This window comes from Nocardioides sp. JCM 18998 (genome assembly GCF_055391535.1).
Genome location: NZ_AP043886.1, coordinates 1,429,441 through 1,442,721, shown reverse-complemented (window position 1 = coordinate 1,442,721; position 13,281 = coordinate 1,429,441). Strand labels below are relative to the sequence as shown.

At 71.1% G+C, this 13,281-nt stretch carries 13 protein-coding genes; 7 read left to right on the top strand and 6 right to left on the bottom strand.

All coding sequences use genetic code 11. The features are described from left to right. Positions 1-37: 37 nt before the first annotated feature. Positions 38-925: a homocysteine S-methyltransferase family protein gene (locus tag ACZ5L9_RS06875; RefSeq protein ID WP_464535454.1), complete on the bottom strand. Its 888-nt coding sequence runs from the start codon at positions 923-925 to the stop codon at positions 38-40. Positions 926-1,176: 251 nt separating this feature from the next. On the opposite strand from ACZ5L9_RS06875, the gene ACZ5L9_RS06870 reads away from it, so the two are divergent. The 3 genes from ACZ5L9_RS06870 to ACZ5L9_RS06860 are packed head-to-tail and all read left to right on the top strand — an operon-like array spanning position 1,177 to position 5,494. After that, positions 1,177-2,700: a CoA-acylating methylmalonate-semialdehyde dehydrogenase gene (locus ACZ5L9_RS06870; protein WP_464535452.1), complete on the top strand. Its 1,524-nt coding sequence runs from the start codon at positions 1,177-1,179 to the stop codon at positions 2,698-2,700. Beyond that, complete coding sequence (locus ACZ5L9_RS06865) at positions 2,693-4,108, top strand: aminotransferase class III-fold pyridoxal phosphate-dependent enzyme (protein WP_464535450.1); 1,416 nt, start codon at positions 2,693-2,695, stop codon at positions 4,106-4,108. Before ACZ5L9_RS06870 ends, ACZ5L9_RS06865 begins: the two co-directional genes overlap by 8 nt. Positions 4,109-4,123: 15 nt before the next feature. Next, entirely contained in the window at positions 4,124-5,494 is a 1,371-nt protein-coding gene (locus ACZ5L9_RS06860) for an NAD-dependent succinate-semialdehyde dehydrogenase (RefSeq protein WP_464535448.1), read from the top strand. Between the two features lie 63 nt (positions 5,495-5,557). On the opposite strand, the gene ACZ5L9_RS06855 is transcribed toward ACZ5L9_RS06860, so the two are convergent. Then, positions 5,558-7,003, bottom strand: coding sequence for an APC family permease (locus ACZ5L9_RS06855; RefSeq protein WP_464535445.1), 1,446 nt, complete (start codon positions 7,001-7,003; stop codon positions 5,558-5,560). Positions 7,004-7,044: 41 nt separating this feature from the next. Further along, positions 7,045-8,499 (bottom strand): NAD(P)/FAD-dependent oxidoreductase, encoded by a 1,455-nt coding sequence (locus ACZ5L9_RS06850; RefSeq protein WP_464535443.1) that lies wholly within the window; start codon positions 8,497-8,499, stop codon positions 7,045-7,047. 105 nt (positions 8,500-8,604) lie between these two features. Here ACZ5L9_RS06850 and ACZ5L9_RS06845 point away from each other — a divergent pair, with 105 nt between their 5' ends. The 3 genes from ACZ5L9_RS06845 (at position 8,605) to ACZ5L9_RS06835 (ending at position 11,909) form a co-directional block, all read left to right on the top strand. Then, positions 8,605-10,221, top strand: coding sequence for a PucR family transcriptional regulator (locus ACZ5L9_RS06845; protein WP_464535441.1), 1,617 nt, complete (start codon positions 8,605-8,607; stop codon positions 10,219-10,221). A gap of 51 nt (positions 10,222-10,272) precedes the next feature. After that, positions 10,273-10,596, top strand: coding sequence for a cupin domain-containing protein (locus tag ACZ5L9_RS06840; protein WP_464535438.1), 324 nt, complete (start codon positions 10,273-10,275; stop codon positions 10,594-10,596). A 92-nt stretch (positions 10,597-10,688) separates the two neighbouring features. Continuing rightward, positions 10,689-11,909, top strand: coding sequence for an MFS transporter (locus ACZ5L9_RS06835; protein ID WP_464535436.1), 1,221 nt, complete (start codon positions 10,689-10,691; stop codon positions 11,907-11,909). Here ACZ5L9_RS06835 and ACZ5L9_RS06830 read toward each other — a convergent pair. Beyond that, positions 11,857-12,216, bottom strand: coding sequence for a VOC family protein (locus ACZ5L9_RS06830; protein WP_464535434.1), 360 nt, complete (start codon positions 12,214-12,216; stop codon positions 11,857-11,859). The genes ACZ5L9_RS06835 and ACZ5L9_RS06830 overlap by 53 nt on opposite strands. Before the next feature lie 103 nt (positions 12,217-12,319). Here ACZ5L9_RS06830 and ACZ5L9_RS06825 point away from each other — a divergent pair, with 103 nt between their 5' ends. Next, positions 12,320-12,739 (top strand): GNAT family N-acetyltransferase, encoded by a 420-nt coding sequence (locus tag ACZ5L9_RS06825; RefSeq protein ID WP_464535432.1) that lies wholly within the window; start codon positions 12,320-12,322, stop codon positions 12,737-12,739. A 15-nt stretch (positions 12,740-12,754) separates the two neighbouring features. Here ACZ5L9_RS06825 and ACZ5L9_RS06820 read toward each other — a convergent pair whose 3' ends face one another. Together ACZ5L9_RS06820 and ACZ5L9_RS06815 are read right to left on the bottom strand one after the other, a co-directional pair. Next, entirely contained in the window at positions 12,755-13,093 is a 339-nt protein-coding gene (locus ACZ5L9_RS06820; protein WP_464535428.1) for an antibiotic biosynthesis monooxygenase family protein, read from the bottom strand. Positions 13,094-13,109: 16 nt separating this feature from the next. Further along, entirely contained in the window at positions 13,110-13,244 is a 135-nt protein-coding gene (locus tag ACZ5L9_RS06815; RefSeq protein WP_464535425.1) for a hypothetical protein, read from the bottom strand. Positions 13,245-13,281: the final 37 nt, after the last annotated feature.

Genomic DNA, 13,281 nt, shown 5'->3' with positions numbered 1-13,281 from the left:
CGTTGCGGTACGCGAGGGTAAGCGACGACCGGTCTCCTCAGCGTGGCGAGGCGACGCCCCAGAGCGCGGCGACGTGACGGCTGTCGGTGCCGCAGCATCCGCCGAGGACCGCGACGCAGGGGAGTTCCTCACGCAGCGATGACGTGCTCGCGGTGAGGAGGCCGAGATCGCCGGCGTCCAAGGCCTCGGCCCGGTCCAGCTCGGCGTGGGAGAGGGTGGAGGCGTTGGGTCGCAGGAAGCTGATCCGTCGCTGCCAGTCGCCGCGATCCAGGCCGGCGGCCACGTGGGTGGGGTGGGCGCAGTTGAGGCCGTACCAGTCGGCAGGAGCCGCTTCCGCGACGGCTGTCAGCGTGTGGGCGAGGCTGCTCCCGTCGGGCAGTCGCCCACTGGTCTCCACGGTGAAGGACACGGCCACTGGGATGCCGACCTCGCGAGCGGCCCGCACCACGCCGATCGCCTCGGCCGCCCCTGTCATCGTCATCGCGTGGACCAGGTCCGCACCCGCTTCGGCGAGTGCTCGTACCTGCGCGCTGTGATAGTCCGCCGCCTCGTCGGGAGTCACGTCCCCCGCCACGTAACCGTCGCCCCGCGGACCCACCGCGCCGGAGACCCGTCCGCTGGGGTCGATGCACTCCCTGACCAGTGCGACCGCCCGGGCGTTGGCGCGGGCCAGCTCCCCGTCGTCGTATCCGACAGCGCGGCCCCAGTCCCGATTGGCGCGCCAGGTCGGCGTCTCCAGCAGCAGGCCGACGCCGGCGGCCTGGGCGATCTCCGCGTACTCGGCGTAGTAGTCGCGCAGCACCTGCCGACCGGTGGGGTCCTCCACGAGAGGGAACGTCGCGAACTCCGGCAGGTCGATCCCCTTGTTGAAGATCAGGTCGGTCTCGAGACCGCCGTCGGTCACGAACGTGCCGTCGAGCTCCACGCCAACCACCCTCTCGTCGGACCTCACGTTCCGGTCTAGCAGACGACGTGGCAGGGAGCCATGGGATCGGCCTCACCCTCCATCCGCGCCTCGCTCGATGGCGGCTGATCGAGCCCGACGCCCCATCGCTGCGACGACACCCCTCATGGCCGACGTTCCGTCATATCGACGCTCAGAATCTGACGGAACGTCGCCCACGTGACGCGTCCGGCTGCTCGACACTTGGCATGCCCAACAACGAGAGGACTCTGATGTCGCGCACGATCGGCCACTGGGCCGCAGGCAGCACGTACGAGGGCGGGAGTGGACGCACCGCGCCGGTCACCAATCCCGCCACCGGAGCCGTGACCGGACAGGTCGCCCTGGCCTCCCCGGCCGATGCGGAGCACGTGATCGAGGTGGCTGCCACGGCGGCCACGACCTGGGGCAGGACCTCGCTGGCACGCCGTACGCAGGTGCTGTTCGCCTTCCGCGAGCTGCTCCACGCGCGCCGCGACGAGCTGGCCGCGATCATCACCGCCGAGCACGGCAAGGTGCACTCCGACGCCCTCGGTGAGATCGCGCGTGGCCTCGAGGTCGTGGAGTTCGCCTGCGGCATCGGGCACCTCCTGCGCGGCGGGCACTCGGAGCAGGCCTCGACCGGGGTCGACGTCCACTCCAAGCTCGACCCGCTCGGTGTGGTCGGCATCATCAGTCCGTTCAACTTCCCCGCGATGGTCCCGATGTGGTTCTTCCCGGTCGCGATCGCCGCGGGCAACACCGTCGTGCTCAAGCCGAGTGAGAAGGACCCGTCGGCAGCGCTGTGGCTGGCCGCGCTCTGGAGCGAGGCCGGGCTCCCGGACGGCGTCTTCAACGTGCTGCAGGGAGACAAGGTCGCGGTCGACGCCCTCCTGGACAGCCCGGCGGTACAGGCGATCAGCTTCGTCGGCTCGACCCCGATCGCGGAGTACGTCTACGAGCGCGCCTCGAAGAGTGGCAAGCGGGTGCAGGCCCTGGGCGGTGCGAAGAACCACATGGTGGTCCTGCCCGACGCCGACCTCGATCTGGCGGCCGACGCGGCGGTCAACGCCGGGTACGGCAGCGCGGGCGAGCGGTGCATGGCGATCAGCGTGCTGGTCGCGGTCGGCGCGGTGGCCGACGAGCTGGTCGCCCGGATCGCCGACCGGACGCGCACACTGCTCATCGGCGACGGGTCGCTCGAGGCCACCGCCGGCCAGCGCGAGGCCGACATGGGCCCCCTGGTGACCCGGGCGCACCGCGACAAGGTCGCGTCGTTCATCGACTCCGGCGAGCGCGCCGGGGCGAAGGTCGTCGTCGACGGCCGCGACGTCCGCGCCCGCGGGGCCGAGGACGGGTTCTGGCTCGGCCCGACGCTCTTCGACCACGTCACCGCCGACATGGAGATCTACCGCGAGGAGATCTTCGGCCCGGTGCTCGCGGTCGTCAGGGTGGAGACCTACGCCGACGCGGTCGAGCTGATCAACGCGAACCCCTACGGCAACGGCACGGCCGTCTTCACCAACGACGGTGGCGCCGCGCGGCGCTTCGAGGCCGACGTCGAGGTCGGCATGATCGGGGTGAACGTGCCGATCCCGGTGCCCGTGGCGTACTACTCCTTCGGCGGCTGGAAGCGCTCGCTGTTCGGCGACACCCACGCCTACGGCGCGGAGGGCGTGCACTTCTTCACCCGCCGCAAGGTGGTCACGAGCAGGTGGATCGATCCGGCCAACCGCCCCGAGGGTGGGCTCGAGCTGGGGTTCCCGCGCAATGACTGACACGATCGCCGCCCCGACGGGCACGAGCCCCTCGACAGGCTCGGCGACCGCGTCGCTGAGCGAGCTGGTCGACTCCTCGCCCGAGCGCACCTACGAGCTCGACCGTGCCCATGTCTTCCACTCGTGGTCCGCGCAGGCGCAGATCGCGCCGATGGTGGTCACCCGCGCGCAGGGCTCGTACGTCTGGGACGGCGAGGGCAACCGACTGCTCGACTTCACCTCCCAGTTGGTGTTCACCAACATGGGCCACCAGCACCCGCGGATCGTCCGTGCGATCCAGGAGCAGGCCGCCGAGCTGTGCACGGTCGCGCCGGGCTACGCGAACGCGGCCCGCTCGGAGGCCGCGCGGCTGATCGCCAGCCATACCCCGGCCGGGCTGGACAAGGTGTTCTTCACCAACGGCGGCGCCGACGCCAACGAGCACGCCATCCGGATGGCGCGGCTGCACACCGGCAGGCACAAGGTGCTGTCGACGTACCGCTCCTATCACGGTGGCACCCACCTGGCCGTCAACGTCACCGGCGACCCGCGCCGCTGGCCCAGCGACAACGGCTCGTCCGGCGTCGTGCACTTCTTCGGCCCGTTCCTCTACCGCAGCCCGTTCCACGCCACCACCGAGGCGGAGGAGTGCGAGCGAGCGCTCGCCCACCTCGAGCAGGTGATCGCCCTGGAGGGCGCCTCGACGATCGCGGCCATCGTGCTCGAGTCGATCCCGGGGACCGCCGGCATCATGATCCCGCCGCCCGGCTACCTCGCCGGCGTCCGGGCGTTGTGCGACGCGTACGGCATCGTCCTGATCGCCGACGAGGTGATGGCCGGGTTCGGCCGCGCGGGCCGGTGGTTCGCGATCGAGCACGCCGAGGGCGTCGTGCCCGATCTCCTCACCTTCGCCAAGGGTGTCAACTCCGGCTACGTGCCGCTGGGCGGCGTCGCGATCAACGAGGCGATCGCCGCGACCTTCGCCGATCGGGTCTACCCCGGTGGGCTGACCTACTCGGGGCACCCGCTGGCCACGGCCGCAGCCGTCGCCACCATCCGCGCGATGGAGGACGAGCGCATCGTCGAGCGCACCGCGGCACTCGGCGACGAGGTCTTCGCTCCCCGCCTGGCCGAGCTCGCCGCAGCACACGCGTGGGTCGGCGAGGTCCGCGGCACGGGTGCCTTCTGGGCGATCGAGCTCGTGAAGGACCGGGACACCCGCGAGCCGTTGGCGCCCTACGGCGGAGGCAGCGAGGCGATGACCCGCGTCGTCGCCGGCTGTCGTCGCCGCGGGCTGCTGGTCTTCGTGAACTACAACCGCATCCACCTCGTGCCGCCGCTGACCAGCACGGCCGAGCAGGTCGAGGAGGCCGTGGCGATCGTCGGTGAGGCGATCGCCGAGGCCGTCGCGGCCGGCGCCGGGGCGTGAGCGAGGATGAGTGACATGAGCGAGGAACTCGTGACCGAGTACGCCGTGACCGACCCCGCGACGGGCGAGGTCGTGAAGAGGTACCCGACCGCCACCGAGGGCGACGTCGAGGCCGCGCTCGGCGCAGCCGCGGCGGCGAGCCGAGGCTGGGCACGCACCAGCAGCGTGAGCGAACGGGCCGCCGTGGTGGCCCGCGTCGCGGACCTGCACGAGGAGCGCCGGGCGGAGCTGGCCGCCATCATCGTGCGCGAGATGGGCAAGCCCTTGGCGGATGCGCTCGGCGAGGTCGACTTCGCGGCCGCGATCTTCCGCTACTACGCCGACCACGCCGAACAGCTGCTCGCCGATGAGCCGATCGAGCTGCTCGCCGGGGACGGCACCGCGTTCGTGCGCAAGAGCCCGTTCGGCGTGCTGCTGGGGATCATGCCGTGGAACTTCCCCTACTACCAGGTCGCCCGGTTCGCCGGCCCGAACCTGTGCGTCGGGAACACGATCGTGCTCAAGCACGCCCCGCAGTGCCCCGAGTCGGCCGAGGCGATCCAGCGGATCTTCGACGACGCCGGTCTGCCGGCCGGTGCGTACGTGAACGTCTATGCCACCAACGAGCAGGTCGCCACGATGATCGCCGACCCGCGGATCGCGGGCGTCTCGCTGACCGGCTCGGAGCGGGCCGGTGCGGCGGTGGCCGAGATCGCGGGACGCAACCTGAAGAAGGTCGTCCTCGAGCTCGGCGGCTCGGACCCGTTCATCCTGCTGTCCACCGACGACCTCGACGCGGCCGTCGAGCGCGGGCTGGCCGCCCGGATGGACAACACGGGCCAGTCCTGCAACGCCGCCAAGCGGTTCATCGTGGCCGACGACCTCTACGAGCCGTTCGTGGAGCGGTTCACCGCCGCGGCGCTCGCCCACGCCGAGGGGCTCACCCCGCTCTCCTCGATCGCCGCCGCCGACCGGCTGCAGGACCAGATCGCGCAGGCCGTGGCCGACGGCGCGTCGTACATCTGCGCCGGCGAGCGGGACGGTGCCCACGTGCCCGTGGGCGTGCTGACCGGGGTCGACCGCGACAACGCGGTCTTCCACCAGGAGCTGTTCGGTCCGGTCGCGATGATCTTCCGGGTGGGATCGGAGGAGGAGGCGGTCGAGCTGGCCAATGACACCCCGTACGGGCTGGGCTCCTACGTCTTCACCACCGACCCCGACCAGGCGCTGCGGGTCGCCGACCGGATCGACGCCGGCATGGTCTTCATCAACGGCGTGCTCCTCGACGGCGCCGAGCTGCCGTTCGGCGGGATCAAGCGCTCCGGCTTCGGCCGGGAGATGGGCGCACTGGGCATCGAGGAGTTCATCAACAAGAAGCTCATCCGTACGAACCACGCGCGGCACTGAGACGAGCACACCACGACGAGCGGCCGGGAGGATGACCTTCCGGCCGCTCGTCATGCGTTCGTCCTAGCCGCCGAGGACCATCGGCGCGTCGGGTCGACCGCGCTTGATCCACCGACGGGAGGCCGGGTAGAGCGCCAACCCCAGGGCGAGCAGCGCGATCCCGATCCAGAACGCGCCCGGCTCCTCGTGCAACGCGCTCACCGCCAGGTAGACGGTCAGGGCGGCCGGGCCCAGCGTGATCCCGACGGCCATCGGCCAGCCGCCGGGCACCCGGAAGGGTCGCGGCAGGTCGCGCCGGCGGTGGCGCAGGACGAGGAAGGCGGCGAACTCGAGCATGATGGCGGCGAGGTTCGTCAGGATGTCGGCGTCCACCAGGGTCGAGAAGTCGAGTGCGCAGAAGGCCGCGAAGATCGCGCAGCTGGCCACGATCGCCGTGACGGGGGTGCCGTACCGGCCGTCCCGGGCCAGTGCCCGCGGTAGGTAGCCGTCCCCGGCGAGGACGCGCGGCACCCGCGATCCCGACATCAGCAGGGAGGAGAACAGGCCGACCTGGGCGATGACGGCCCCCAGGGTGATGGCGAGCTTGAGCCAGTGACCGCCCAGCAGGGCGCCGACGTTGGCGAAGTCGCCGTCCTCCCAGGCCCCGGGATCGCCGGCGTGCAGGCCGGAACCCAGCGCGCCGATGACGGGAAGCAGGTAGGAGATCGTGATCAGCGGCACCGAGATCATCAGGGCCCGGGTGTACGTGCGCTGCGGCTCGGCGACCTCGCCCAACACGGTGCTGGGCGAGTCCCAGCCGATGTAGTTCCAGATCATGACGCCGAGCCCGGCGCCGAAGGCCGACCAGGCGCTGTCGTGGGGCAACGTGAACGGCTGCAGGGTCGACTCGCCTCCGTGGGCGAAGAGGTGCACCAGGCCGAGCACCGACATCACCACGAACGGAAGCAGGATGAGCGCCATCAGGATCACACCGGTGTCGCCGACCAGGCGCGAGCCGCGGACGTTGAGGTAGGCGACCGGAACCATGAACGCGATGGCGATCAGCCAGTGGGTGTCGAGGCTGACCCCGCCACCGAAGAGCGAGACTCCGACGTGCCTCCCCCGCTCGCCCCACGGCACCCACTGAGCGAAGTAGTCGGCGAAGACGACGGGGTACAACGCGGTGTCCAGGAACGAGTTGAACCACTGCCAGATGCCGACGACGAACGCCGCCATCCCGCCCATCGCGGTCTTGACCCAGTAGTAGTAGCCGCCCTCGGCCGGGATCGCGCTGCCGAGCTCGGCCGCCATGAGGGCGCACGGGATGCTGAAGATGACCGGGACCACCAGCAGCGCCAGCAGGGCCATCCCGGGGCCCGAGCTGGAGATGCTCTCCTCCAGCCCGTACGGGCCGCCCGACACCGAGAAGTAGATGACCGCGACCAGGGGCAGCGTGCGCAGCTGGCGTCGGATCACCGTGCCGGGTGTGGGAGCCTGCTGCGCGACGCGTGCCTGGGAGACGTTGCTCAAGAGTCAGCCTTTGTGGGAGGGCGAGGGAGCGCGTACGGGCATCAGGAGTCGAAGCCGAGCCCGACGGCGTCGAGGCCGCGAAGGAACAGGTTGCGGCGGCCGCGGTGGTGGTCTGCGCTGTCGAGGGAGCGGCGGACGAGGTTGATGCCGAGCCCTGCGACCGGCGCGGGCGGGAAGGGAAGCGGCTTGTGCCGGACCATCTCCAGGGCCGTGCGCTCGGTCTGTTCGCCGCCGAGAAGGTCGAGGAGCACGTCCCCGGCGAAGCGGGTCGCGCCCACGCCCAGGCCCGTGAAGCCGTTGGCGTAGGCGACCCGCCCGCGGCGTGCGAGCCCGTAGAACGCGGTGAAGCGCGTGCAGGTGTCGATCGCCCCCGCCCATCGGTGGGTGAACCGGAGGCCTTCGAGCTGGGGGAACGTCGCGAGGAAGTGGGACGCGAGCAGCTCGAACGTCTCCGGGCGGTCCTCGAGACCGAAGGTCATCCGTCCGCGACGCGGATAGATGGCGTCGTAGCCGCCGTACAGGATGCGGTTGTCCTGCGTCAGGCGGGAGTAGTGGAACTGGTTGGCCATGTCGCCCAGGCCCTGCCGGTTGCGCCAGCCGATGGATGCGAGCTGCTGATCGCTCAGCGGCTCGGTCATGAGCACGTAGTCGTAGACCGGCACCGTCATCAGGTGGTTGCGCCGCAGCAGCGGCTTGAAGACGTTGGTCGCCAGCGCTACCCGATCGGTGGCGACCCGAGCACGGGGCGTGCTCACGGTGGCGCGTCCCGAACGGGGGGTGTCGAGGGCGGTGACCGGGGAGTGCTCGAAGATCTCGACACCGAGGTCGCTCGCCGCCCGCGCGAGCTCGTGGGCCAGCCGCGCGGGGTGGACGAGCGCGGTGCGGCGCTTGTCCCACACCCCGCCGAGGAAGAGCGGGCTGTCGATCTCGGCACGAACCGCCGCCCGGTCCAGTACGTCGGGGCCCTCGAGCCAGGCCAGCTGGTGCTCCTCGACCGCCACGTCGAGCGAGCCGGTACGTTCCCACTGGCAGTCGAGCTCGAACCGGCGCACGTCGTCCTCGAACCCGTCGAGGTTCTCCTCTCCCAGTCGAGCCAGGGTGTCGTACTCGCCGGGCCAACGCTGTCGGCCGTTCTCCTCGCCGTGGGTGATCGAGGCGTCGCAGAAGCCGCCGTTGCGGCTCGAGGCGGCCCAGCCGATGCTCTCCGCCTCGAGGACGACGACCCGCAGCGACGGCTCGCGCCGCTTCGCCAGCAGGGCGGTCCACAACCCGAGGTAGCCGGCTCCGACGACGGTCAGGTCCGCCGTCGTGTGGCCGGTCAGCGTGGGGTAGGTGCGCGTCTCCCCGGCGTCCTCCTGCCAGAACACGCTATTGCGGCTCCCGGCGAGCGAGGCCCGGACCAGCGCAGGGTCGGCGGCGTTCCGCTCGTACGCCGTCCGCCCCCTGCGTCGAGGGCTGGCGGATCGGGTCGTGCCGGCTGCGCTGGAGGTGCTCATGCCGAGTATGGTGCGTTTCGCGTCCGGTCGAGTGGCCTGACGAATCGTCGAATCCCATGCTTGGCTGCGACAGAGTGTCAGATCGTTCGACGGGAGGGAGCGCCGGTGAGCGGTCTGTCGTTGCAAGAGGCGCTCGAGATCCCCGTGTTCCGGCAGGCGGAGCCCGTCGTCGTCGCTGGCGCCGGCGGCCTCCAACGGACCATGCGATGGATCCATGTCACCGAGCTGCCCGACATCGCCGAGCTGCTCCGCCCGGGCGATCTCGTGCTGACCACCGGCCTCGGACTTCCCTCCGACGACCACCAGGAGCTTGCCGACTTCGCCCGGAGCCTCGCAGAGGCCGGCTGTGTCGGACTCGTGGTCGAGCTGGGGCGGCGATGGACCGACCAGCTCCCCGCGGCGCTACGGGAATCCTGTGACCTGCTCGATCTGCCGCTGGTGGCGCTCACGCACGAGACCCGGTTCGCCGCGATCACCCAAGCCATCGGCGAGCAGATCGTGGACCGCCAGCTCGCGGACCTCCGCGAAGCGCAGCGGGTCCACGAGACCTTCACCGAGCTCAGCTTCAGCCAGGCGGAGCCGGCGCAGATCCTGGATGCCGTGCACCGCCTCACCCACGGCCCCGTCGTGCTGGAGAGCTCCGATCACCGGCCCCTGGACTTCCTCGCGGGCGACCGGGACGGCACCGACTTCCTGGCGAACTGGCAGGCGAGGTCGGGACAGCTCCGCATCACCGGTCGCACCGGGTGGGACGAGCAGCGCGGCTGGCTGGTGACCCGGCTGGGCACCAGCGAGCAGAACTGGGGCCGCCTGGTGATCGCGGCGCCGACGCAGCCCTCGGAGCGGATGATCGCCATCGCCGAACGGGCCGGTGCGGCCCTGGCCCTGCACCGGCTGCACGATCGCAACCGCGACAACGTCACCCGCCGGGCCCATCAGGAGGTGATGAGCCGGCTACGGGCCGATCCGGACGGCGAGGAGACGCTTCGGCGGTGCGAGGTCGTCGGCTTCCCGACCCGGCGACGTCTCTTCGCGGCGCTCACGATCAGGCGGGGCGAGCTCCCCCGTCGGTCCGCAGGTGATCACGTCGTGCTGGACGACGTGGTTGCGGCGACCGTCGCGGCCACACACGCTGCGCGGGTCCCGGCGCTGATCTGCGAGGTCGAGCGCGAGGTCCGCGTCCTGCTCTCGTGCACGGCCACCAGCGATCCCGATCAGGTGATCGACCGACTGGCGAGGCGGCTGCGCTCGCAGTATGACGTCGTCATCGCTGCCAGCCGTCCGGTCCGCCTCGCCGAGGACATCGACCAGACGATGAGCGAGGCGCGCCAGGTGATGGATGCCGTCGCGGCCTCGCCGAGCCATCTCCATGGTGGAGACGCCGTGGTGCACCGGCTCGACCACCTTCACCTGCGCGGTCTGCTCGCACTCCTGGGGGACGACGAGCGGGTCAAGCTGTTCGTCCAGCGCGAGCTCCTGCCTCTCGGGAGGACCGCCGAGGAGCGCGAGGCCAACGAGCTCACCCAGGTGCTGCGCGCGTTGCTGACGCACCCGAACAGCAAGACCGACGCCGCCGTCTCGCTCCACCTCTCGCGGGCCGCCTTCTACGACCGGCTGGGCAAGCTGGAGCAGACGCTCGGGGTGCGCCTCGACGACGCCGAGATCCGGACGTCGCTCCACCTCGCGTTGGTGGCCGACGAATTGCCCCTTCCGCGGGCATAGCAGGACAGATCGTCGGGTCCAGGAGCCGACCGGACCGGAGATCATGGGACGGTGCACCGTCATCTTGATGCCTCGGGACCGATCGAGTCCGAGCCGATCGACCCGAGCGCCGTCGTCGAGGGCGCGCCGCGCGCGGGCGCACGGACCTTGGCTGTGCTGGATGCCGTCGAGGTGGGCGTCTGGGAGATGACGCCCGGCATCGCCACCGACGTCGAGGCCGACGAGTGCTTCGTCGTGCTCGCCGGGAGAGGTGAGGTGACGTTCGACGACGGCGAGACGATCGCCCTCACGCCCGGGGTGGTGGTGCGGTTGCGCGCGGGTGAGGCCACCGTCTGGCGCATCACGGAGACACTGCGCAAGGTCTACGTCAGCTGACGTAGACGACGGCGGAGAAGAAGCGCAGCCCCACGACGCCGGACTGAGCGGGTCCGCGGAGCGCGCTTCGCCCGGATGAGAGGGTGGGCGCCGTGACCTCCGGATCTGCCGCCGACGCCGGGCTGGGGTCTGCCCGAACGGGCCTGATCGTCCTCGCGGTCGCGGTGTTCGGTGCCGTCACCACCGAGCTGTTGCCGGTCGGGCTGCTCCCACAGATCAGCGCCGCGTTCGGGGTGGACAGCGGCACGACCGGGCTGTTGGTGACGGCGTACGCCGTGATGGTCGCCGTGCTCTCCGTGCCGCTGGCGCACGTGACGCGGGGCCTGCCGCGCAAGCCGGTGCTGCTCGTGACGATCGGCGGGTACGTCGTCAGCAACCTCATCGCGGCCGCGGCGCCGACGTTCGGCGTGCTCGCCGCCGGCCGGGTCGTGGGCGGCATCACGCATGCTCTCTTCTTCTCGGTCTGCATCGGCTACTCCGCGCGGCTGGTGCCGCCGAGCCAGACCGGCCGCGCGATGGCGCTGGCCTCGGTCGGTGTCTCCGGCGGGCTGGTCCTCGGCGTGCCGCTCTCCACCGCGCTGGGCAACGCGGTGGGCTGGCGGGCGGCGTACTGGTGCCTCGCGGTCCTGGTCGGGCTGGTCCTGCTGCTGGCAGCCGTCGTGCTGCCGCCGGTCGATGGTCCGGGCGGCGATGCCGTGCGGCATCGGGGTCGCCGTCGCGATCTGGCGACGGTCGTCCTCGCCAACGGCCTGACCTATCTCGGCACCTACGTCCTCTACACCTATGTCAGCGTGCTGCTGCTCGACTCCGGCGCCAGTGAGCGCTGGGTCGGCCCGGCCCTCCTGCTCTTCGGCGCCTGCGGACTGATCGGCCTGCGGGCCGCCGCGGCCCAGCTCGACCACCGCCCACGCTCGAGCGCGATCCTCGTCCCGACTCTGATGGCGGCGAGCCTCGCGGCCCTCGCCGTTGCCTACCCCAGCCTGCTGTTCGTGGTGGTGGGAGCCATGGTCTGGCTGGCCGCCTTCGGTCCGGCCGCCTCGCTCTACCAATCGGCCTCGATCCGGACCGCGGCGAGCACGCCGGAGACCGCTGGGGCGTGGATCAACGCCAGCAGCAACGCCGGCATCGCGGGCGGTGCGGCGCTGGGTGCGACGCTGATCGCCCACGGGGGACTGACAGCCGTCGCGGCCGCGTCGGCGGCGATCGTGGCGTGCTCGGCCGTGCTCGCGTGGGCGGCCCGGTCCGCCTTCCCGGCGCCGGCTAACCCGAGCACAGACAGAACGGATGTCCTGCCGGGTCGAGGAAGACCCTGAACGTCGTGCCCGGCTGGTGCTCGTGCTTGCGGGCCCCGAGCGCGAGCACCGCCGCCTCCCCCTCGTCGAGGTCGTCGACATCGACGTCGAGGTGCATCTGTTGCGGATGCTCCTGGCCGGGCCACTGTGGGGCGGTGTAGCCCGCCACGCGCTGGAACATGATCGAGTCGCCGTACTCGGCCCGGATGGACCACCAGTCGTCGTCGTTCTGCTGCACCGGCCAGTCGAGAAGGGCGCCGTAGAACGTGGCGAGGACCTGGGGGTCGGGGCAGTCGAGGACGACCACCGGGAAGCGTGCGATAGCCATGCCTGGCACTCTACGAACCGAGTCCCGGTGCAGATCAAGCATCGGCGCGTTGTAGCGTTCGGCCGTGGTCACGATCCGAGCAGGTGGTCTGGACGATCAGCGGGTGCAGACACTCCTCGTCGAGCACATGACCGACATGCACGCGACCTCGCCCGCCGAGTCGGTCCACGCGCTCGACCTTGACGCGCTGCGCGGGCCCGGACTGGCGTTCTGGTCGGCCTGGGACGGCGAGGCCGCCGTCGGCTGTGGTGCCCTGAAGGCCCTCGCCGAGGACGCGGTCGAGCTGAAGTCGATGCGGACGACCGCGGCCGCTCGCGGGAGGGGCGTCGGGTCCGCGATGCTCGCTCATCTCCTGGGTGAGGCGCGACGGCGCGGTGTCACGCGCGTGCTGCTCGAGACGGGCTCGCAGGACTTCTTCGCGCCCGCGCGGCGGCTCTACGAGCGCAACGGCTTCTCCGCTCGTGGGCCCTTCGCCGGCTACGTCGAGGATCCCCACTCCTGCTTCTACGAGCTCGCCCTGTGAGCGCTCGCCCCGTCGCTAGGCGTGGGCGCGCGAGCCGGTCGGGTGGCCGTACGAGCGGGTGACCGTCGCGACGCGGACCTCGTAGTCGGCGTACCAGGCGTCCCGGCCGCGGGCCTGGGCGACGGTGTGCTCGGCGACCTGCTTCCAGGCGGCCGCCGCGGCGTCGTCGCGCCAGTAGGAGACGGTGATGCCGAGACCCTCGCGGGCGGACTCGATCCCGAGGTAGCCCGGCTGCCCGGCCGCGAGCACCTCCATCCGATCCGACATCACGGCGTACCCGTTCTCGCCCTCGGTGCGCAGCGACGTGAAGATCACCGCGGTGTACGGCGGCTCGGGTGTGGAGGCGATCGTCATGCGATCAGCGTAGGGATCAGGCGCGCAGCGCGCGGGTCACCAGCGTGAACGGCATCCGGATCACCGCGACCGAGAGCTGGAAGGCCCACACCACGGTCTGGACGACCAGAAGCAACAGGACGAGGACAAGGCCGACGAGGAACTCGATCACATCTCCATTCTTCGGCATCACACAAGCGGACTTCAGT

Bases quoted from the DNA above. Each gene is read 5' to 3' on its own strand.
- ACZ5L9_RS06830 (WP_464535434.1), bottom strand. From the start codon at position 12,216: ATGGCTATCGCACGCTTCCCGGTGGTCGTCCTCGACTGCCCCGACCCC.
- ACZ5L9_RS06860 (WP_464535448.1), top strand. From the start codon at position 4,124: ATGAGCGAGGAACTCGTGACCGAGTACGCCGTGACCGACCCCGCGACG.
- ACZ5L9_RS06865 (WP_464535450.1), top strand. From the start codon at position 2,693: ATGACTGACACGATCGCCGCCCCGACGGGCACGAGCCCCTCGACAGGC.
- ACZ5L9_RS06820 (WP_464535428.1), bottom strand. From the start codon at position 13,093: ATGACGATCGCCTCCACACCCGAGCCGCCGTACACCGCGGTGATCTTC.
- ACZ5L9_RS06850 (WP_464535443.1), bottom strand. From the start codon at position 8,499: ATGAGCACCTCCAGCGCAGCCGGCACGACCCGATCCGCCAGCCCTCGA.
- ACZ5L9_RS06870 (WP_464535452.1), top strand. From the start codon at position 1,177: ATGTCGCGCACGATCGGCCACTGGGCCGCAGGCAGCACGTACGAGGGC.